Source organism: Luteibacter sp. 1214 (genome assembly GCF_031455395.1).
GTDB classification, from domain to species: domain Bacteria; phylum Pseudomonadota; class Gammaproteobacteria; order Xanthomonadales; family Rhodanobacteraceae; genus Luteibacter; species Luteibacter mycovicinus.
This window is the reverse complement of record NZ_JAVDSQ010000002.1, coordinates 677,331-697,907: the sequence shown is the minus strand read 5'-3', so window position 1 is coordinate 697,907 and position 20,577 is coordinate 677,331. Positions and strand designations below refer to the sequence as shown.

Below are 20,577 nucleotides of genomic sequence, written 5' to 3'. Positions count from 1 at the left end.
CGCACGGATCGCGCCGCTCAGCCGGATGGAAACAAGCGGCTGACGGCCTTGGTCAGTGCCTGTGAGCCATACGGTTTGGCCAGCACGGCGCTGCGCTCATCGTCGGGAAGACCGGCCGTACCGGCATGGCCCGTGGCAAAGATCACGGCCAGGTCCGGAAAGCGCTGGCGCAATGTCGCGGCGAGCTCGATGCCGGATATGCCCGGAAGCCCGACGTCCGTGATGACCAGGTCCGCCGCTTCCTGGTCGAGCAGGGCGGTGGCGCGCGTGCCGTCGCCGGCTTCGCGGACGTCGTGGCCGCGCAGTTGCAACATCTCCACGACCGTGGTGCGTACCAGCCAGTCGTCTTCGACGACGAGGATGCGGAGAGCCTTGGTGGCTGCCGGTGTGGGCGCCGCGACCGAAGGGGTTGCCGGGTCGCCGGCATGGCGCTGCGCCTGCGCGGCGAGGATCTGGCGCAGCTTGCGACCCAGCGTTTCCCGCGTATAGGGTTTGCTCAGCAGCTCGACCCCTTCGTCGAGGCGGCCGCCGTGCACGATCGAGTTCTCCGTGTAGCCCGACGTGAACAGCACGGCCAGCCCCGGAAGACGCTCGCGTGCCTTGCGGGCCAGTTCCGGGCTTTTCAGCGGGCCGGGCATCACCACGTCGGTAAACAGCAGATCGATCGGAATACCGCTGTCGACGATCGAGAGTGCGCTCTGCGCGTCGCGCGCCTTGAGTACGCGATAGCCCAGGTTGGCGAGCAGGGCGACGACGGTATCGCGTACCGCTTCGTCATCCTCGGCGACGAGGATGGTCTCATGGCCGCCCGTCACCGGACCGGCATCGATGTCGACGATGATGTCCTCGGACTGCGTGGTTCGCGGCAGATAGAGCTTCACCGTCGTGCCCTCGCCCGGCTCGCTGTAGACCTTGATGTGGCCGCCGGACTGTTTGACGAAGCCATAGACCATGGAAAGGCCCAGACCGGTGCCGCGACCTTCCGGTTTGGTGGTGAAAAACGGTTCGAACACCTTGTCGACGATGGTCGCGTCGATGCCATGGCCCGTGTCGGTCACCGCAAGCAGCACGTACTGGCCCGCGGTGACGTCGCCGTCGTCGAGCGAACTGACGTATTGCGCGTCGAGATAGGCGTTGCCGGCTTCGATCGTGAGCCTGCCCTGGCCGTCCATCGCGTCGCGCGCGTTGATGGCGAGGTTGAGCAGGGCATTTTCCACGTTGCCCGGGTCGATCAGGGTATTCCACAGGCCGCCGGCGACGATCGTCTCCACCTCGATGGCTTCGCCCAGCGTCCGCCGGAGCAGGTCGTCCATGTTGCGGATGAAACGGCCGATGTTGACCACCTTGGGCGCGAGCGGCTGTCGCCGGCCGAACGACAGCAGCTGCGATGCGAGTTTCGAGCCTCGCGCCACGCCCGCCAGGGCGTGCCGGACGCGTCGCTCCGCACGCTCGTTGCCGCCGACATCCTCGGCCAGCAGCTGCAGATTGCCGCTGATGACCTGCAGGAGGTTGTTGAAGTCATGTGCGACGCCGCCGGTCAGGTTGCCGATCGCTTCCATCTTCTGGCTCTGGCGCAGCGCGTCCTGGGTGCGCAGCAGCTCGGCGGTGCGCTGGGTGACACGCTCCTGCAGCGTCGCGGCGAAAGCGGCGAGCTCGGTTTCGGCCGCTTTCCGCGCGGTGATATCCATGACGATGCCGATGAAGCGGCGGCGCGCCTGACCCGGGCGCGCGATGACTTCCCCACGCCGTGCGATCCAGCGGACCTCGCCCGTGAGGGGATCGATGCGCCGGTATTCGGTGTAATCGAGCGGGTTCGCCCGATCCAGCCGTTGCGGCGCGGCCTCGTGGCGATCGTCGGGATGAAGCAGTTCGCCCAGCATCGCGTCGGTGACGATACCTTCGGCGGGAAGGCCCCAGATGCGGCGGTATTCCTCTGACACTTCGAGGCGACCGGTCTCGGGAAACCACTCGAACGAACCGACGCCGCCGGCCTGCTGGGCGATGCGCAGACGCTCTTCGACCTCCACGCGCCGGGTCGTTTCCTTGATCACCACCAACACGCCACCGGCAACGCCGGAGGTATCCACCAGCGGGCTGAAGTCGAGGTGCAGCCAGGCGTCCTCCGATTCGCCGGAGCGATCGAGCACGACATGCTGATCGCGATAGGCGAGCGTGCCGCCGGCCAGCACGACGTCGAGGACGTTCCGGTTGAACTCCGCCAGTTCGGGCCATGCCTGCACGATCGGCCGGCCCAGGACCTCGGGATGTCGCACGCCGGCAATGGCGCGGTAGGCGTCGTTATAGAGAAAAACGCCCTCCGGTCCCTGGAAGATCGCCATTGGCGCGTCGGCGCGCAGCATGGCGGCGAGCGCATGCCGAAGGGTCGGCGGCCACCCGTGGATGGGTCCGAGCGCGGTCGCCGACCAGTCCAGATCGCGGATCAACCGCCCCAGTTCACGGTCGTGCGGAAGGAACCAGGACGAATCGGTCGAGGGGACAGCCATGCGGCGAACCTTGGAAGGAGATCGGGGCGACGCCGGATGGTAACGCGCCAGCGCACTCAGGTCGTGGCGCGCTGGACCACATCCATCATCGCCAGCCACATGTCGCAGTCCCCGTCGCTGGCCAGATCGACGATGAACGCACCGATCGCCAGCAGTGCGAAGCCCTTGCGCATGGCGCCGATCGCGCCGGCGATGGCGGCCGTCTTGCGACCGAGCAGGCGTCCGGCACGCTCCAGAAAGCTCAGACGCTGGGCGATGCGGCGCACTTCGGAGGCCACGGCGGGTTCCATTGCGACCGCCTCGTCATGGATCAGGCACGTAAGGACATCCATACGGCCCGTAAAATACGGACCTACCCCCGTAGTGAACATCACCCAGTCACGTGCCTGGGCCTGCGACAGGCTCATGATCTCACTCGGGTCTTCCTCGAAGTCGATGAAACCGACGCCCGAGTCGCCCACGGTGATGTTCCGCGCGAACGCCTGGCCGAGATAGCCGCCGTGCCGATGGAGCTCGCCGATCGCCCGCGCGGTTTGCCTGACCAGCACATCGGCATCGTTGGCACTGGTGAGGCGCTTCAGCCGATGCGCGAGCGTGGGGCCCATATCGCTCAGGATCAGGCTGCGCGGGCCCTCGCCCAGGATGCGGGGCACCGGTGCCCCGCAGGCGCTGAGCGTCTGCAGCCGCCGGGCCTCCACGGCCTTGGCCGCCTCACCCGCATGGCGGGGCGGCGAACGCAGCGCCTGGAGATCCAGGCGAGTGACCAGGCCGTTCCACAATGTGACGAGCGCCGGCCGCAGCCAGCCATCCGGGTCGTAGCGCTTGAGCCAGGCGACACGGCCACCAAGAGAAAAACGTTGAACCATCGAGAGAACTCCGTACCAGCGCTGGCGGGCCGCCCCCGCTGGCGACCCCGCGCATTCCGATTGCCGCGGACAGAATTCCGCGTTCCTCCCCATAAGCCAATTCTAAGCTTTGTCATAAAGGACGGCTACCGGCCCCGGGTATGAGCAGCCCTTACCAAAGGCTGAGTGAGGTCCCGTCCCCGCTGGGGATCACCACGCAAATCCGGCAATACGCCCGCCATCGTTTGCATCGCACGGCTCGGTGACACGACAACGTGAAGTTGGCGCGCTAGTCTCGGAGTCCCCCCGCACGAACGCAGGAAACGCGTCATGGAACCGCGTGCGAACTCCCCCGTGATCGCCATGCGCGGCATCGCCAAGGTGTTTCGTGCCGGAAGCATCGAACACCATGCGCTCACCGACATTCACCTCGACGTCCGCCCGGGGGAGTTCCTCGCGATCGCCGGGCCGTCGGGATGCGGCAAAACGACGCTGCTTTCGCTTATGGGCCTTCTGGACCATCCCAGCGGGGGTGAAGTGCGTTTTGAAGGCGTGAAGGCAGGGCAGCTTGGCAGGGTGGCACGGTCGAGGCTGCGCAACGAGCGGATCGGCTACGTCTTCCAGGCGTTCAATCTGATCAGCGACATGGATGTCTTCGACAATGTGGCCTTGCCACTGACCTATCGCAGCGGCATCGGGCGGCGGGAGCGTCGCGAGCGGGTCCTGCGGGCGCTCGAAGACGTCGGCATGTCGCACCGCGTGCGTCATTACCCGGCCCAGTTGTCGGGTGGCCAGCAACAGCGGGTCGCGGTGGCGCGCGCCCTTGCCGGGGATCCCGCCATTCTGCTGGCCGACGAACCCACGGGAAGCCTCGATCTTGCCAGTGGCGAACGACTCATGGCGCTGTTGGGACGCCTGCATGCCGAAGGCCGGACCATCTGTGTCGTGACCCACGAGGAGCGGTTTCGTGGAGCCGCCGACCGCATCGTCAGGCTGCTCGACGGCCGACTGGTCGATGAGACGAGCTACGCCGAGTGGCAGAGAGAGGCGGGGTCCGGACTCGACGAGCGGCAGCTTGCGGGCTCGCTCCCGTGAACCGCGGAAGTGGGGCGCGCGTCGGCTTTCTCGCGCTTGCCGCGATCACCCTGTCCCTAGGGATCGCCGCCTTCACCGCGGCGCTCACCCTGGTCGATTCGCTGCTGTGGCGGCCGCCGCCTTTCGCGGACGTCGACCGTCTTGCCGTTTACGGTGCCAGCTACCGCGGCGATCCGACGCGCGTCGCATCGCCGCGATTCGTCGGGGCGATGGACGGCCTTGCCAGTGTCGAATCGCGCGGCGCGACGCGTCTTCCCCGCGCCGTGAACCTCGTCATGGGTGAGCAGCGGTGGTTGCTCCAGGGCCAGCGTGTGGACCCGGGCTTTCTCGCAACGCTCGGGGTCGCGCCCGCCGCGGGGAGGAATCTCACCGACGGCATGGGCGCCATGGTGTCTTTCGATTTCTGGCGTCGCCACGGGGGCGGTCTCCCGTCGATACTCGGGCGGGAGGTTATCGTCGACGGGCGCCGCATGCCGGTGATCGGCGTCCTGCCGAAGGGGTACCGGTTTTTCCAGGATGTGGACGTGGTCCTGCCAATGCGTGTCTCCGGCTCGGCAGACGACGCGGCCGACAACCTGATCGCTGTGGCGCGCCTCCGGCCGGGCGCCACGGTCGACGCCCTGTCGTCCGAGGTCGCCGGGCGCACGGCCCGGGAAGCGAGTCGTCACCCTCTCGATACCGGCGCCGACGCCGACGTGGGGGCGACGCCGCTGGCGCTCGTTCTGGTAAGAAACGCCAGGGCTCCACTGCTCGGCCTGATGGCCTGTGCGGGAGGCGTTCTCGCGGCGGCGGGCATCGCACTGTCGAATCTCATGCTCGGGAGAGGTCTCACCCGGTCACGCGATACCGCGATACGCATGGCGCTTGGAGCGCGTGGGCTTTCACCCTGGTCGTCCACCGTGAAGGAAGCGCTCGCCATCGGTGTGCTGGCCGCAGGCCTCGGCCTTCCTGCCGGCGCACTTATCGTGCAGGCGTTTCAGGATGTCGTCCCGGAGACGTGGTTGAGCAGCGCCCTGCCGATCGAGACATCTCCCCGCGTGTATCTGACCGCCACGGCGGTGGACGTGGCTCTGGTGCTTATGGCCGCTGTTTCCGGCATGGTGCACGACAGCCTCGCCGACCTCCTGCGCGAGCGTATCGCGGTGGACGGGCGTCATGGGCTGGGAAGGCTGGCGCGGGCAACCCGCATCGGCTTGATTCTGGTTCAGTCCGCCTTTGCCGGTGCGCTGCTGGTTTTTGCGACGGTGGCGGTCGCTCGCCTCGTCAGCCTCGAAAAAGTCGCACCGGGCTTCGATGCGAAAGGCGGTACGTTTGTCCCGATGCACCTCGACGTCTCCTCCTATCCGACGCGCGACCACGTGCTCGCCATGCTCGACGACCTCCGCCGGGGCACGGATGGAACGCCGCTGAGCGCGCCACCCGGCTTCACCAACCTGCTGCCCCGAGGTGACGGTCTGGTCATGCCCTTCCTCGACGCGACGGGTCGCCGCCACTTCGTCCGCTTCGCCGTCGTGACGCCGGGCACGACGGAAGCGCTGGGCCTCACGCGCCTCGCGGGCCGTGCCATCGACGATAACGACCGGGCCGGGGCCACGCCGGTCGCCGTCGTGAACACGACGTTCGTGCAGACCATGGGCGGGACGCTCGGCGGCTTCGTCCGGTCCGATTCCCGCCTGGCGGTGACGCCACCGCTGCGCATCGTCGGCATCGTCGCGGACACACGCGTGGCGGGACCGTCGGAGCGTGCGGTCGCCACGGTGTTCGTCCCGCTCAGCCAGGTCGATCCTGCCATCTATGCGTTCATTCGCCGCCTGATGCCGATGTACGCGGTGTGGCGGGTGCCGGCCGCCGAGGAGCGACGCAGCGAAGAGGCGTTCGCGTCCCGACTGCGCGAGGTGGCGCCTTTTGTCGCGGCAGGCGCGTACCGGCGGCTTGCCGACCTCGTGGGTGAACCGACGGCGGAGGCGCGGCGCAACGCGAATCTGCTCGCCGCCGCGGCACTTGCCGCCCTGGTCCTGGCGACCGTGGGTCTGTATTCGAGTCAGTCCGTCGATCTGGCTGTACGCCACCGCGAATTCGCCCTGCGTACGGCGCTGGGCGAACCGCGACGGCGACTGGTCCATGGCGCCATCACCGGCTATTTCCTCGCCGCTGTCGCCGGCGCGGTGCTCGGGTCTATCGCGGCCGTGCTGACGCGTCCATGGCCACAGGTCGAGCGTGTCGACGCCGTGGCGGTGGCAGCCGCCGTGCTCGTATTCATCGCCGCCGCGCTCGTCGCGATCGCACGTCCCGCATGGTGGGCGGCTCATCTTCAACCACTCCCCATCCTGCGTGGCGGCTGAGTGTGGCACGCCGTTTCATGCATCTCAGGAGGATCGAGCGCCATGTCCGACAGTCACCATGCCTTGCCCATCCTGATCGTTGACGACCACCCGGACATCCGGTTGTCCCTGCGCCTGCTGATGCGAGCCGAAGGCATTCCCTCGGTGGAGGCGGAATCGCCCGCTGGCGCCTGCGACGTCGTCAACCGGACGGCCGTGGCCTGCGCGATCCTGGATCTGAACTACGGTGCCGACACCACCTCGGGCACGGAGGGGCTCGACCTGGTGGCACGCCTGCGTCATGAATGCCCGGACCTGCCGCTCATCGTGATGACGGCGTGGGGCAGCATCGACCTGGCCGTGCGTGCGATGCGCATAGGCGCCGCGGACTTCGTCGAAAAACCCTGGAACAACGCGCGCATGGTGCACACCGTGCGTGCGCAGATCGCCCTGCGGACGATGCGTGAGGAGAACCTTCGCCTGCGCACGGAAACCGCGCTCGCACGCCGGTCGGCCGACGCGACGCGGATCTGCGAATCGACGTCGATGCGGCGGGTGGTGGACCTCGCGCATCGTATCGCCGCCAGCGACGCCAGCGTGCTGGTGATGGGCGAAAATGGCAGCGGCAAGTCGTTGCTGGCGCGGGAAATCCACGCCATGTCACCCCGTGCCGACCAACCACTGATCCGCGTCGACATGGCCAGTCTGTCGGACATGCGTTTTTCGGAGGAAATGTTCGGGGACGACGAGCCGTCGCCCCGACCCGGGCGTTTCGAACTGGCGCACGGCGGCAGTCTGATCATGGAGGAGGTCGGCAACATGACGCTGCAGCAGCAGGCGAAGCTGCTTCGCGTACTCGACGAAGGAGAGTTCGAGCGAAGCGGTTCGATGCGCACACGGCGCGCGGATGTGCGGGTGATCTCGACGAGCCACACTGACTTCGACGCCGCGGTAAGGGACGGCCGGTTCCGTCGCGACCTGCTCTACCGCCTGAACGCGATGCAGATAAGACTCCCCGCCCTGCGCGATCGCGGGGAGGATATCGTCCCGCTCGCCCGCCATTTCCTCCTGCGCGAATGTGCCCGTCTGCGACGCGGCGCGATGAACCTCAAGCCATCCGCCGAGCGTGCCCTGCGTGCCTACGGATGGCCGGGCAACGTGCGCGAACTCGAGCATGTCATCGAGCGCGCCGTCCTGCTCGCCCCGCGTGACGACATCGATGCGGAGACGCTGGCGCTTCTTCCCGCGTCGGGCGCACCGCTGGTGCTTGATCGACTCACCTTGCCCGAAGCGGAGGAGATGCTTATCCGGCAAGCCCTTGAACGCAACGACAACAACCTGCAGAGAGCCGCCGACGCGCTGGGTATTTCGCGGCAGTCCTTGTACCGTCGCATCGACAAGCACCGTGCCAAGGGCGGGTTCGACCAGGTCAACTGACAGGGATGGACATGGCGATGCTGTTCGCGCTCGGAATGGGCCTCGGTGCGGCCGCCATCGCGTGCTTCGCGTGGCGCATGCTGGCGGCCTGGCGCACGCTGGGAAGTCTTCTCGCCGCACTGCGAGAGGGCGATTACGGCGTGCGCGGCAGCCTGCCTTCGCGGCATCACCCGCTCAGAGGCATGATCGCGGACATCAACGCCGTCTCGGACACCCTGCGCGAAGGGCGGCGAAAACGCACCGAAAGCCTGCGCTTCCTGGGCAAGACGCTCACCGCCCTGCAGGACCCGATCTTCGTTGTCGACCGCGAGCAGCGCCTGGTCATGATCAATCCTGCCGCGCGTGAGCTGATCGGCGCGGCTCACGACAGCGTCATCGGGCGCGACGCCGATGCCATGGGCCTGATGCCGGTGGTCGTCGCGTCGGACAACGCGATTCTCTCATGGGAGTTTCCCGCCCGAACCGGGCGCTGGATCGTCCGCCGCGCTGTCTGGTACAGCGAAGGATACGAGAACACGATGGTGATGCTGCACGATGTAAGTGCAGCACTCGGGGACGAGGAGCGCAACGCGTGGCAGCGACTGATTCGCGTGCTCAGCCACGAGCTCAACAATTCGCTCGCACCGATCGGCTCGCTGGCGGGCAGCCTGTCGGCCCTGCTCGATCAGCACGGTGGGGACGCCGTCGAGCACGACTTGCGTGAAGGCCTGGAGGTTATCGAGCGGCGTTCGGACTCGCTGGCACGTTTCCTGGCGGGCTACGGGCGCCTTGCTCGTTTGCCACCCCTGCGCGCCCAGGCGTTCCGGCTCGACCTTTCCTTGCGTCGGCTCGCGCGTCTGGAAGACCGGATGCAGATCGGCGTCGACGGTTCCGCCGAGGTCGTGGTCAACGGTGACGAGGCCCAGCTCGACCAGGCCTTCATCAACCTGCTTCGCAACGCGGTGGAGTCGGCGCTGGCGTCGGGCGGCGGCGTCCGTGTGAACTGGATGGTGGCAGGGGCGCAGGTTCGCGTGACGATCGAGGACGAAGGCGGTGGCCTGCCCGAACGATCCTCACTGTTCGTGCCTTTTTTCACCACCAAGCCAACCGGCTCGGGTATCGGCCTGAGCCTTACCCGGCTGATCGTCGAAGCGCACGCGGGAAGCGTCGACCTGCGTAACCGGTCCGACGGTCCGGGTGCGACGGCGATCGTGGTGCTCCCTCTCGGCACCTGACCCTGAACCTGACGTTGTCCGTTTCCGGACGCGCTGTCCGATTCCGGACAGGCGGCTCGACCGGTTTCGAACGGGACGGCCATTTATCTGCCCACCGCGCGAAAAAAAGGCGAGCCGGCACGTCTCTCCCGCTGTTTTCGATCGCGCTGCCCTCCTAGATTGGCTTACGCGCTTCTCCATGGGGGGGAGGCAGCACGTCGATATCGCCAGGAGAATCACATGGACCACGTCCTCCGCTTGCAGATGCTCGAAGCCGATCCGCTGACCGCGGGAGAAGCCGATACGCCCACCAGCTCATGCAGCAACGGCGCCTGCTCGTTCGCCAACGTCGACGGTATCGACGGCCAGTAACTCCTGCCGTGATCCGGCTGGGGCGAAGGCATGCGGTGCGACGTCCGGGTCGCACCGCATGCCGGTTTTTCAGCGTGCCATTCCAAGGACAGTCATGCCCGCCGAACGACGGACCGAACTGCTGTACTACACCGCGGTGGACCGCGAATTCTTCGAAACGCATGGCAGTCGCGTCATCGACGAGCGGGATTTCGTCGAGCCGGTGCGCCGGATCGTTCCGGCCAGCTGGCGCATGCACCGCTCTGGGGTCTGGATGCATTGCCTGCCGCCGGATACGCCGTTGCCGGCACAGGGCTGGAAGATTCACGTCTCATCGGTGACGCCGACCGCACCGATCGTGCTCTCGATCGTGGCGGCGACGCTCAGCTCGCTGGGCGTCGCGTTCAAATTCGCCGCCGACGCGCGCATGCATGCCGCGATGAATGGCAAACGGTGGCCGCGCGGAGGCTCCGGAAAGTTCATCACGATCTACCCGGCGGATCCGAAAGCCTTCCGCTACGTCATGGAAGAGTTGCAGGCCGTTCTGACCGGTTACGAGGGACCGCACATTCTCAGCGACCGGCGCCTTCCGGGATCGCGCATCCTGCATTATCGTTTCGGTGGCATTCGTGGCGAATACGAGGTGTCGGCGGGTGGGCAGCGCGAATATTTCCTGCGCAACCCGTCAGGCGAGAAGGAACCGGATATACGCGCCGCATACGTGCACCTGCCGCCGTGGGTCCGCGACCCGTTTCCGCAGGATACCGATGCCGGCGATTCATCGGTACTGCGCCTGGACGGCGGACGCTATGAGGTTCGCGGCGCGCTTACATTTTCCTCGGCCGGGGGCATCTATCTGGCGTTGAATCGCGACTCGGGACGCCACGTCGTCATCAAGGAGGCCCGTCCCCACATCGGCGGCACGCAGTCGGCCACCACTCTGCTGCTCAAGGAGTACCGCCTGCTGGGCAAGCTCGCTCCACTTGGCGTCACGCCGTCGCCCGTCGCCTACTTCACCGAATGGGAGCACCAGTATCTGGTCGAGGAGTATATCGACGGGCAGACCCTGCGCCGGTGGCTCGCCGAGCGCTACCCGTGGCTGAAGACACGAGCGACGCAAGCCCACGTCGCGAGCTTCCTGCGTGAGCTGTGCGACGTGTTCCAGCGTATAGCGGACGCGCTGGAGGCCATCCACGCGACAGGCGTCACGCTGGGCGATTTCTCGTTCCACAACATCATGATCGCGACGGACGGGCGTGTGCGCATCATCGACCTCGAAGCGGCCGTCGATCGTGGGCTCGACCGCCCCTCGGGTCTGTGCACGCCGGGGTTCGCGTCGCGATCGCCACAGCGTGACGATCACGCCAGCGCGTGCGCGGAGGATCGCTACGCTTTCGGCGCCAACCTTTTCGCCGCCATGCTTCCGGTCAACGCGATGCTGCCGCTCGATCCCCACGCCGCCATGCGCATCACGCATCGCCTGTGCGAAGACATGGGGTATCCCGCGCTCGTCGCCACGACGATCGCCGCGCTCATGGACAGCGAGCCGACGAAGCGCCCGTCGCCTGTCGCCGCGATGAAAAACCTGCGCGGTGCGCTCACGCATCTCGCCGACGACCGGCTTCTGGTCCCGCATCTGCGGCGCACCGTGGCGCCCGTCGCGAACGCCGCGGGCGATCTGTTCCGTTACATCGATACATTGTCGGCAGGCGCGCGGCCCGATCGCTACGTGCCGGCGGACCCGCAGGTCTTCGAGCGCCATCCCTGGGGCGTCGCGTACGGCGCGGCAGGCATCGTGCACGCCCGCCAGCGCGGAGGCCGGCCCGTCCCCGACAGCTTGATGGAGTACCTGCTGGCGGGCGTGCACGAGGGACGACATCGGGGATGCGACCTCATGCACGGTGACGCGGGCATCGCATGGGTCCTGCTCGATGCGGGCAGGGAAGACCTCGCGCTGTCGCTGCTGGGCGCGTCGACACTCGACGGGCCCATTCGCGAACGCTACGGGCTGTATGACGGGATCGCAGGCTGGGGCCTGGCGCGAATCGCGGTTTGGCGACGTACGCAGGATGACGCCATGCTGGCGGCGGCGATCGCGGCGGGTGACGCGCTGCTGGCGGCAGGGCCGTGCGTGCACGGCAAGCGCGGCTGGCACCGCGGCGAAGCCATGCAAGCGGTGGGGCTGGGCTACGGTGCCGCGGGCATCGCGTTGTTCCTGCTGCACCTGTTCATGGCGACGGACGAGTCACGCTTCTTCGACGCGGCGCGCGAAGGGCTCGCCTTCGACCTCGATCACTACGGATTCAATGCCGACGGGGATCGCACATGGCGTCGCGCCGTGGAGGGCGGCGCCCTGGTGCCTTACCTGCGCCATGGCACGGCCGGCGTCCTTGCCGTCGTGGCCCGCTTCCTTGCGGCCACCGGCGATAGCCGTTACCGGGACATCCTGCTGACCTGCGAAGCGGACCTGATGCGTAGCCACGCCATCTCACCGGGACTGTGCGATGGCCTCGCCGGGATCGGTGAGACCTTGCTCGATCTGGCCGCGGTGTTGCCCGAGCGTGCCGCGCACTATCTGACGCAGGCCCATCGCGTCGCCGGCGGCATCGAACTGTTTCTGGTCCGGCGGCCTGAAGGACTCGCCGTTCCCGGGACGGAACTGCTTCGTTTCACCTGCGATCTGGCGACCGGTAACGCGGGTGTCGCCGCATTCTTCGACAGGCTCTGGAACGGCGGTCCGGCATCGTTCATGCTCGACGAGCATCTGACGATGGCGCAGCATCGCTGCGGGGCTGCCACGGCCTAGAGCCGGAACTTCGCCTCCATCATGTACGTGCGCGAGGGGTAAGGGTAGTAGACGTAATAGCGCCGGTCGGTGAGGTTGTCCACGCCGACACCGAGGTTCACGTGCTCACTCGCCTGCCACTGCACCTTGGCGTCGAAGGTAAGAAACGCGCTGGCTCCGCCGAAGGTGTCGGGGTCGATGTCGCTGTGGTCGAGCGTGTTGTACTGCCGTCCGGAATAGCGACCGGCCAGCGTCAGTGCCACCGTTTCGCTCGCATGCCAGGTGGCGATCAGGTTCGCTCGCCATCTGGGGATGCGATAGAACTGTTTGCCCTCCGACGAGGGGTTACGATGGTTCCGAACCGTGGTCGCCTGCGTATACGCCGCGTTCGCCGTGAGATCGAGCGCATCCCAGACCACGCCACGTCCGTCATAGCTTGCCTCGGCACCGCGCGTGCGTACGAGGTCGATGTTCTGCACGCTGGTGACATTCGGAAAAACCGTCGTGTCGGTCTGGCTCAGGAGCGTGTCGCGCGTATCGCTGCGGAACACCGTGAACCGCGCGACGCCATGGGCCTGGTACCACTCGGCCGACAGTTCGCGGGAGAGGTCGTTTTCCGGCTTCAGATTCGGATCGTTGTTGATGATCGCGATACCGTTGAACGTTCCCTGGAAAAGCTCGTTCACGGTGGGGAAGCGCCAGGCGCGTGCTCCGGACAGACGCAGCAACAGGTTGTCGCTCGCGGCATAGGTCAATGACAGCTTGGGAGAGGTGTGCGACTCCTTGCGCTCCGGGTACCCGATGGTCGCGCTGGCGGTGGAACGCGTGCCACCGAACGCGCGCCACTGCTCGTAGCGCGCACCGGCGGTGAGGCGCCAGCGCTCGTCGAGTTGCCAGGCGTCCTGTACATAAAGCGCCTGTGTCTGCGTGCTGCCGCCGTTGGCTGCGGTGAGTGCGCCAGCGCCGCCGGTACGCCATGCGGAGAGCAGGTCCGTGACGTTATCGAGGCGGTAACCGTCGAAGTGGTAGCCGAAGCTCACGGTGTGCGAGTTGGCGTCCGGCGAGTCCGGGGTATGGCTGACCCGCAGGTCGAAAGTCCGCCAGCGACTGCCGTCGCCTGCCGTCAACAGGCCGCTGCCGTTGTAGGTCACGGCGTCGGCCACACGATCGCGGTTGCGGTCCATGTCGAAGTACGACGCGTTGCCTTCGATATTCCATCCGCTGTCCCGGTGCGTGCCGAGCGAAACGCCGTAGAGATAGTTGCGGCTCTGCCGCGTGCTGGGGGCGAAGAAACTGGCCGGTAGCGTGTACTGGCGGCCGTCGATGCTCACCGGGCCGGACCAGACCGGCTGGCCGTTGGCGTCACGCAGGTACGTTGCCGTGCGATGGGAGAGATCCTGGTTCCAGTAGCCCGCGGTGACGCCGCCGGTCAGCTCCGGGGTGAAGTCGTAGGTCAGGCGCACATGGGCCTCGTCCTGGCTGGTCGCTTCCTGGCCTTCGCTGTTGATGCCGAGGACCTCACGCGGAAGCCCCGTGGCGCCCGTGTCACCGATGGCTCCCGTCACCGGGTTCGTCGTCCCGGCGCGGCTGGCGCGGTTCTGCACGGCGTAGACCAGCGGCTGCCCGTTGGATTGCAGATGCGCGACGCCGATCAGGAACGCGAACCTGCCCGAACGATCGCCGAGGGTCGCGCTCTGCCGGCTGCCGCCGTAGTTGCGGTCCGTGCCATAGGTATCGACATGCTGGGTGAAGGCCTGGACGTCGCCCGTCACCTCGAGTTTGTCGGGCATGCGCGTGGTCATCAGCACCGTGGCGCCGATGGCGTTGCCCGGGTACAGCGCGGAATACGCGCCATAAAGGACTTCGACACGGTCGAGGTTCTCCGGAAACGCCATCGACCAGCGTGGCGGATTCGACCAGCTGTTGCCCAGCAGGTTCGACAGCAGCAAGCCGTCCAGATAGACGAGGCCGCGCGCGCTCTGCTGGTTGCTGGTGCCGCGCACGGAGAACGTGGCGTTTTCGTCGCCGACGAATCGCTTGCGGATACCGAAGGACGGCAGGTACTTCAGCGCGTCTTCCGCGTTGATCACGTTGAGGCGGTCGAGCCTGGCGGCGTCGACGGTCTCGACCGCCGAAGGCATGTCGGGATCGACACGCGTCCCCTTGCTGACGGCGGAAACGCGCACTTCGCGAAGGTTGGTGGTCTGGGGGGCGTCAGGTGTCTCGGCCGCATGGGCGGCAAGCGTGGAGGCACCGATGGCGCAGGCGACAGCGCGCGCGAGCGCGCGTCCATCGAGAGGAAGCAGGGTCATGGCGATAGTCCGTGGGTCGTTGGCGTACGGCGGGATCGGAAACGATCAGGCGTGCGCGGCGACCGGCGGACCTCGCGTGGGAGCGTGATGGCGGACCAGCGACGGCGCGGCACGCCGGGCCGGCAGCGTCGCATCGACATAGCCGGCCAGCGGAAGCCACCGGGCGACGAAGAAGCCGCCACCGAGGGCAGGCGTCTGTGCGAACAGGGCGCAGTAGCCGCAGGCGTCGTCGGCGTCCTGAGCGCCGCCCATGTCGTGACCGTGGCCCGGCATACCGTGGTGCGCCGTGACAGCTTCCCGGTCGCACCAGGCGCCGAGATCGGGGAAGGCGAACGCGGGCAGCGCCCTGGACACGGTGGGCGCAAGCACGGTGAGCCAGACGGCGACCGTCGCCATCCATCCCAGCCAACGCATGTGTCCCTGTGTTCGACGCAACGCGGCGTCCCCTCGATCAACCCTGGATGTGGGTCCAGGGATGATGCCACGTCCGGGCGTGAAGGCGCTGCGGCGCGGTGTCGCTGAGGTATGTCGGCCAGGAGGCGCCCTCACGTTTTCCTGTCGTGCGCTGGGTCATCGTGCGCCACCCCCACGAGGACGCCGCCATGCCCGATCGCCGTTACGACTCCGCCTCCCCCGTCCGCGAGGGTTCGCCGTTTCCGCGCGGAGCGACCTGGGATGGAAAAGGCACCAACTTCGCCCTGTTCACCGCCCATGGCACGCGGGTCGAGGTCTGCTTCTACGACGACGCGGGTAACGAAACGGGCCGCATCGACCTGCCCGAGTACACCGACGAGGTCTGGCACGGTTACGTGCCGGGCGTCGGTCCGGGTCAGCTTTACGGCTACCGCGTCCACGGCCCTTACGAGCCGGAGAACGGGCACCGCTTCAACCCGAACAAACTGCTCCTCGACCCGTACGCCAGGCATATCGTCGGCGAGCTGATCTGGGCCGACGAACTCTACGGATATACCGTGGGCCACGCCGACGGAGACCTCAGTTTCGATGAGCGCGACAGCGCGCCGTTCATGCCCAAGGCGATGGTCGTCGATCCGACGTACAAGTGGATCGAACACGGCAAGCCGCACATCCCCTGGAACCGGACCGTCATCCAGGAAACGCACGTGCGTGGCTACACCATGCAGCACCCGTCGGTGCCGGAAGACAAGCGCGGCACGTTCGCCGGCCTGGCTACGGAAGAAGTGATCGACTACGTGCGCGATCTGGGCGTCACGTCGATCGAGTTGCTGCCCGTGCATGCCTACCTCGACGACCAGCACCTGCTGGAACAGGGCCTGCGCAACTACTGGGGTTACAACACCATCGGCTTCTTCGCGCTGAAGACGCGCTACATGTCGAGCGGCGACCCCCGCGAATTCAAGGACATGGTGGCGGCGTATCACCGCGCCGGTCTCGAGGTCATCCTCGATGTGGTCTACAACCACACGGCCGAAGGCAACGAAATGGGCCCGACGCTCTCGTTCAAGGGCATCGATAACGCCAGCTACTACCGACTGGCCGAAGACAAGCGTTATTACATCAATGACACGGGCACCGGTAACACGGTCAACCTGAGTCACGCCCGCGTGCTGCAGATGGTTACCGACTCACTGCGCTACTGGGCCACGGACATGAACGTGGACGGTTTCCGTTTCGATCTCGCCACCATCCTCGGTCGCGAGCCGTACGGCTTCGACGAAAACGGCGGTTTCCTCGACGCCTGCACGCAGGACCCCGTGCTCAACCAGACCAAGCTGATTGCTGAGCCGTGGGATTGCGGTCCCGGCGGCTATCAGGTGGGTGAATTCCCGCCCGGCTGGGTGGAGTGGAACGACAAGTTCCGTGACACGGTGCGCGCGTTCTGGATCGGCGAGGAAGGCAAGTTGCCGGAGTTCGCGCGGCGTTTCACGGGTTCCGCCGATCTGTTCGACAAGCGTGGACGTCGCCCGTACGCGTCGCTGAACTTCATCACCGCGCACGACGGGTTCACGCTGCGCGATCTGCTGAGCTACAACGGCAAGCACAACGATGCCAACGGCGAAGACAATCGCGACGGCTCGGACAACAACCATTCGTTCAATCACGGCGCCGAAGGCCCGACGGACGACATGGGCATCCGCGCCATGCGGCAGCGCCAGTCGCGCAACCTGCTGGCCACCCTGCTCCTGGCGCAGGGGACGCCGATGCTGCTCTCCGGCGACGAGCGCGGCAACACGCAGAACGGCAACAACAACGTCTACGGTCAGGACAACGAGCTGAGCTGGATCGACTGGAATGACGATCCGACCGAGGGCAGCCTGGCCCAGTCGGTGCGTGAGTTGCTCGCCTTGCGCGAGCGTTATCCGATCCTTCGTCGCGGTCGTTTTCTCAACGGACGTTACGACGAGGAATCGGGCATTCGCGACATCGTCTGGCTCAATCCCGGCGGTGGCGAGATGCAGCCTGAGCACTGGGACGATCCGCGTGCGCGGTCCATCGGTATCCTGCTCGACGGGCGCAGCCAGGCCTCCGGAGTGCGCGAGCATGCGGCGGATCAGACGGTGCTGATCCTGATCAACGCCTTCGATGGCGGGGTGGAGTTCACGTTGCCCGAGGGTGCCTGGAGCGTGGCGTTCTCGAGCGATCTGGATCTCGCGGTGGATACCGTGGCTGAAGACGGCAAGATGATTGCGCCACCGCGCAGCTTCGTGGTGCTGGCGGCGGGCTGAGGCGCATCGGAAGGGGGGATGGCCCGACCGGGAGGCGGTGACCGTGAAGGTCCCGCTCCCCGGTTCGCGGCAGCCGGCGCATTTGACCCCCCGCCATATACCTTCCTATATTGCCCGACCTCTTCTTGCCGGACTGACGCCATGCGCCTCCGCCCTCTCGTCGCGCTGTGCCTTGTCCTCGGTCCAGGCCTTGCTTCCGCGGCCGATCTCGTCGTCTCGGCGGCCTCCAGCCTCACCGACGCCTTCCAGTCCGTCGGCAAGGCCTATGAGGCGAAACACCCCGGTACCCACGTTGTCCTCAACTTCGCCGCCTCCGACGTGCTGCTGCGCCAGATCGCCAGTGGCGCCCCGGCGGACGTGTTCGCCTCGGCCGACCAGCCCGCGATGGACAAGGCGGTCGAAGCGAAAGCCATCGACGTGTCGACGCGGCAGGACTTCGCGACCAACCGTCTGGTTCTGATCGTGCCCAGGGACGCCTCGGTCAGGGTGTCCTCGCCGGCCGATCTGAAAGCCCCCGCGGTGAAACGCGTGGCCTACGGCGATCCGGCGTCGGTGCCGGTGGGTCGTTATACGAAGGCCGCACTGGAGCGGCAGGGGCTCTGGGACACCATCTCCGCCAAAGGCGTGCTGGCGCAGAACGTGCGCCAGAGCCTCGACTATGTCGCCCGCGGCGAGGTCGACGCCGGTTTCGTTTTCGCTACCGATGCCGCGATCGCGAAAGACAAGGTCACCGTCGCCGCCACCGTGCCGACCCCGAAGCCGATCGGCTATCCGATCGCCGTGGTCGCGGCCTCGAAGCAGGTGGCCGAGGCGAAGTCGTTCGAAGCCTTCGTGCAATCCACCGAGGGACGCGGAATTCTCGCCCGCTTCGGCTTCGAAGCACCCTGAGCCGGCGTGGGCGACGTCTGGATTCCCCTCGCGCTGTCGCTCAAGGTCGCCTTGTGGGCGACCGCGATCAACCTCGTGCTCGGCGTCGCGGTGGCCTTCGGCTTGTCGCGCTGGCGCTCCCCTGCGCGCGAGCTCGTCGATTCGATCCTGACCTTGCCGCTGGTGCTGCCGCCGACGGTCCTCGGCTATTACCTGCTGGTCCTGCTCGGTCGCAAGGGCGCCTTCGGCGGCTGGCTCGACCGGCACGGGATCGAACTCGTGTTCACCTGGCAGGGCGCGGTGATTGCCTCGACGCTGGTCGCCTTTCCGCTCGTGCAGAAGGCGGCACGTGCCGCCTTCGAAGCGGTCGATCCTCAGCTGGAAAGTGCCGCGCGCGTCCTGGGTCTGCGTGAAGTCGCGGTGTTCTTTCGTGTGTCGCTGCCACTCGCCGCGCGCGGCATTACGGCGGGTGCTCTGCTCGCCTTCGCCCGCGCACTCGGTGAGTTCGGCGCGACGTTGATGATCGCGGGTAATCTGCCCGGGCGTACGCAGACCCTGTCCGTCGCGATCTATGCGGCCGTGCAGGCTGGCCACGACGATACCGCTGCGATCATGGTCGTCGTCACGTCGGTGACCTGCGTGGTGGCGCTCCTGCTCGCCGGCTGGCTGTCGCCGGATCACACGCGGCGGTCGCGGCCATGAGTGTCGACGTGGCGGTCCGCAAAACGCTGCACGCCGACGACCGCCGCTTCGAGCTGGACGTCGCCTTCGCGTCGGAGCATCGTCGCGTGGTGCTGTATGGACCCTCGGGTGCCGGCAAGAGTCTGACGCTGCGCGCGATGGCCGGACTGATCTCTCCGGACGCAGGGCACGTGCGTGTCGACGGTCGGACACTGCTCGACACGCAGGCGCGGGTGGATGTTCCCTCGCGCGAACGCGGCGTAGCGTATCTGTTTCAGGATTACGCGCTGTTTCCTCACCTGACGGTCGCGCAGAACGTCGGTTTCGGACTGTCGCGTGGCTGGTTCAACCCGGCGCGGCGTCGCCATGGCGAACGGGTCGGTCGGTGGCTCGAGACGTTCGAACTCACGGCGGTCGCGGATAGCTACCCGTCACGCATTTCCGGCGGGCAGCGCCAGCGCGTCGCACTGGCGCGCGCACTGGTTTCCGAGCCGCGCCTGCTCCTGCTCGACGAGCCGTTCGCCGCGCTGGACCCCGCGTTGCGCGGCCGCATGCGTGGCGAGCTGCTGGCGCTGCAAACCCGTCTCGATCTGCAACTGCTGGTGATCACCCACGATCCGGCCGATGTCGACGCGCTGGATGGCCATACCATCGAAATCCGCGACGGCAAGGTCAGTCGGTGACCCCGACAATCACCGACGAGGCATCGAAGATCGCCATCACGGCTGTGCCCTCCGCCAGTTCCATTCCCTCAGCGCTCTCCTTCGTCACGATCGCCGCGATCGTCCCGCCGCCGTCCAGCGCGATCGTTACTTCCGTATTCACCGCACCGGGAAAGACCTCCGTCACCCGCCCCGGCAGCTGATTGGCCGCGGACAGACGCCCGGCGCCCGGCATGCCCACCATGACCCAGTTCGCCTTCACCAGCGCCACGACGGGCCGTCCAGGCGAGAGCGCGAGACTGGCGGTGCTCTCACGGGTGACGGTGGCAACGACGGTCGTCCCCCCGGCCAGCGCGATATCGATACGGTCGTTGACCGCTCCTTCGGTGACGGCGCTGACCGTGCCGGCCAGCTGGTTGCGTGCACTCGTGCGCATCGTGAAACGTCTCAGCAGATGAATGTCGTCGGTAGCATCCTCGCCGAGCGACGCCAGCCGCTCCACGAATCGCTTGTGCTCGGTCTCGATGCCACGGAACGAGGCGATCAGGCGTTCGGCCCTCGCCGTCAACCGCGCCCCGCCGCCGCCCTTGCCGCCCGTGGAACGGACCACGAGATCCTCGCCCGCCAGGTTGTTCATGGCGGCGATGGCATCCCACGCGCCCTTGTAGCTCATGCCCACCGCCTTCGCCGCCGCCGTGATGGAACCGGTCTGTCCCACCTGGGCGAGGAGCTCGATGCGGTCGGGGCCGCCCCAGCGGCGGGTGCCGTCGGTCAGCCAGAGAGAGCCGTCGTAATGAAGCATGGGTCCACCGCAGAGGA

Annotated in this window: 15 protein-coding genes; 10 read left to right on the top strand and 5 right to left on the bottom strand. The window is 66.9% G+C overall.

Annotation, left to right across the window (positions count from 1 at the left end; genetic code table 11):
* Positions 1–17: 17 nt before the first annotated feature.
* Positions 18–2,504, bottom strand: coding sequence for a response regulator (locus J2X57_RS07680; RefSeq protein ID WP_052191443.1), 2,487 nt, complete (start codon positions 2,502–2,504; stop codon positions 18–20).
* 56 nt (positions 2,505–2,560) lie between these two features.
* Complete coding sequence (locus J2X57_RS07675; protein ID WP_043696604.1) at positions 2,561–3,370, bottom strand: hypothetical protein; 810 nt, start codon at positions 3,368–3,370, stop codon at positions 2,561–2,563.
* Positions 3,371–3,679: 309 nt separating this feature from the next.
* Here J2X57_RS07675 and J2X57_RS07670 point away from each other — a divergent pair, with 309 nt between their 5' ends.
* The 6 genes from J2X57_RS07670 (at position 3,680) to lanKC (ending at position 12,552) form a co-directional block, all read left to right on the top strand.
* Positions 3,680–4,444, top strand: coding sequence for an ABC transporter ATP-binding protein (locus J2X57_RS07670; protein ID WP_043696601.1), 765 nt, complete (start codon positions 3,680–3,682; stop codon positions 4,442–4,444).
* Positions 4,441–6,786, top strand: a complete 2,346-nt coding sequence (locus J2X57_RS07665) for an ABC transporter permease (protein WP_043696598.1) — start codon at positions 4,441–4,443, stop codon at positions 6,784–6,786. The genes J2X57_RS07670 and J2X57_RS07665 overlap by 4 nt, the downstream gene beginning before the upstream one ends.
* A 42-nt stretch (positions 6,787–6,828) precedes the next feature.
* The gene (locus J2X57_RS07660; RefSeq protein ID WP_043696595.1) at positions 6,829–8,202 is read left to right on the top strand and encodes a sigma-54 dependent transcriptional regulator; all 1,374 of its coding nucleotides are present in this window, start codon (positions 6,829–6,831) and stop codon (positions 8,200–8,202) included.
* 11 nt (positions 8,203–8,213) lie between these two features.
* Positions 8,214–9,416, top strand: coding sequence for an ATP-binding protein (locus J2X57_RS07655; protein ID WP_309865441.1), 1,203 nt, complete (start codon positions 8,214–8,216; stop codon positions 9,414–9,416).
* Positions 9,417–9,635: 219 nt separating this feature from the next.
* Complete coding sequence (locus tag J2X57_RS07650; protein WP_255349726.1) at positions 9,636–9,767, top strand: hypothetical protein; 132 nt, start codon at positions 9,636–9,638, stop codon at positions 9,765–9,767.
* Positions 9,768–9,861: 94 nt separating this feature from the next.
* Complete coding sequence (gene lanKC, locus J2X57_RS07645) at positions 9,862–12,552, top strand: class III lanthionine synthetase LanKC (RefSeq protein ID WP_309865439.1); 2,691 nt, start codon at positions 9,862–9,864, stop codon at positions 12,550–12,552.
* On the opposite strand, the gene J2X57_RS07640 is transcribed toward lanKC, so the two are convergent.
* Together J2X57_RS07640 and J2X57_RS07635 are read right to left on the bottom strand one after the other, a co-directional pair.
* On the bottom strand, positions 12,549–14,843 hold the full coding sequence (locus tag J2X57_RS07640; RefSeq protein WP_052191441.1) for a TonB-dependent receptor: 2,295 nt from the start codon (positions 14,841–14,843) through the stop codon (positions 12,549–12,551). The genes lanKC and J2X57_RS07640 overlap by 4 nt on opposite strands.
* Before the next feature lie 45 nt (positions 14,844–14,888).
* The gene (locus J2X57_RS07635; RefSeq protein WP_051974347.1) at positions 14,889–15,257 is read right to left on the bottom strand and encodes a DUF2946 domain-containing protein; all 369 of its coding nucleotides are present in this window, start codon (positions 15,255–15,257) and stop codon (positions 14,889–14,891) included.
* Between the two features lie 188 nt (positions 15,258–15,445).
* Here J2X57_RS07635 and glgX point away from each other — a divergent pair, with 188 nt between their 5' ends.
* From glgX to J2X57_RS07615, 4 genes are all read left to right on the top strand, one after another.
* Positions 15,446–17,548, top strand: a complete 2,103-nt coding sequence (glgX, locus tag J2X57_RS07630; protein ID WP_309865431.1) for a glycogen debranching protein GlgX — start codon at positions 15,446–15,448, stop codon at positions 17,546–17,548.
* A 141-nt stretch (positions 17,549–17,689) separates the two neighbouring features.
* Entirely contained in the window at positions 17,690–18,436 is a 747-nt protein-coding gene (modA, locus tag J2X57_RS07625) for a molybdate ABC transporter substrate-binding protein (protein WP_309865427.1), read from the top strand.
* Positions 18,437–18,442: 6 nt separating this feature from the next.
* On the top strand, positions 18,443–19,117 hold the full coding sequence (modB, locus tag J2X57_RS07620) for a molybdate ABC transporter permease subunit (protein WP_090353199.1): 675 nt from the start codon (positions 18,443–18,445) through the stop codon (positions 19,115–19,117).
* On the top strand, positions 19,114–19,779 hold the full coding sequence (locus J2X57_RS07615; RefSeq protein ID WP_043696580.1) for an ATP-binding cassette domain-containing protein: 666 nt from the start codon (positions 19,114–19,116) through the stop codon (positions 19,777–19,779). The genes modB and J2X57_RS07615 overlap by 4 nt, the downstream gene beginning before the upstream one ends.
* Here the strand turns inward: J2X57_RS07615 and J2X57_RS07610 are convergent.
* Positions 19,769–20,560, bottom strand: a complete 792-nt coding sequence (locus tag J2X57_RS07610) for a TOBE domain-containing protein (protein WP_043696577.1) — start codon at positions 20,558–20,560, stop codon at positions 19,769–19,771. The genes J2X57_RS07615 and J2X57_RS07610 overlap by 11 nt on opposite strands.
* Positions 20,561–20,577: the final 17 nt, after the last annotated feature.

What these genes read in the sequence shown, in the direction of transcription:
- J2X57_RS07680 (WP_052191443.1), bottom strand. Translation starts at nt 2,504, where the DNA reads ATGGCTGTCCCCTCGACCGATTCGTCCTGGTTCCTTCCGCACGACCGT.
- J2X57_RS07675 (WP_043696604.1), bottom strand. Translation starts at nt 3,370, where the DNA reads ATGGTTCAACGTTTTTCTCTTGGTGGCCGTGTCGCCTGGCTCAAGCGC.
- J2X57_RS07670 (WP_043696601.1), top strand. Translation starts at nt 3,680, where the DNA reads ATGGAACCGCGTGCGAACTCCCCCGTGATCGCCATGCGCGGCATCGCC.
- J2X57_RS07660 (WP_043696595.1), top strand. Translation starts at nt 6,829, where the DNA reads ATGTCCGACAGTCACCATGCCTTGCCCATCCTGATCGTTGACGACCAC.
- J2X57_RS07655 (WP_309865441.1), top strand. Translation starts at nt 8,214, where the DNA reads ATGGCGATGCTGTTCGCGCTCGGAATGGGCCTCGGTGCGGCCGCCATC.
- J2X57_RS07650 (WP_255349726.1), top strand. Translation starts at nt 9,636, where the DNA reads ATGGACCACGTCCTCCGCTTGCAGATGCTCGAAGCCGATCCGCTGACC.
- lanKC (WP_309865439.1), top strand. Translation starts at nt 9,862, where the DNA reads ATGCCCGCCGAACGACGGACCGAACTGCTGTACTACACCGCGGTGGAC.
- J2X57_RS07640 (WP_052191441.1), bottom strand. Translation starts at nt 14,843, where the DNA reads ATGACCCTGCTTCCTCTCGATGGACGCGCGCTCGCGCGCGCTGTCGCC.
- J2X57_RS07635 (WP_051974347.1), bottom strand. Translation starts at nt 15,257, where the DNA reads ATGCGTTGGCTGGGATGGATGGCGACGGTCGCCGTCTGGCTCACCGTG.
- glgX (WP_309865431.1), top strand. Translation starts at nt 15,446, where the DNA reads ATGCCCGATCGCCGTTACGACTCCGCCTCCCCCGTCCGCGAGGGTTCG.
- modA (WP_309865427.1), top strand. Translation starts at nt 17,690, where the DNA reads ATGCGCCTCCGCCCTCTCGTCGCGCTGTGCCTTGTCCTCGGTCCAGGC.
- J2X57_RS07615 (WP_043696580.1), top strand. Translation starts at nt 19,114, where the DNA reads ATGAGTGTCGACGTGGCGGTCCGCAAAACGCTGCACGCCGACGACCGC.
- J2X57_RS07610 (WP_043696577.1), bottom strand. Translation starts at nt 20,560, where the DNA reads ATGCTTCATTACGACGGCTCTCTCTGGCTGACCGACGGCACCCGCCGC.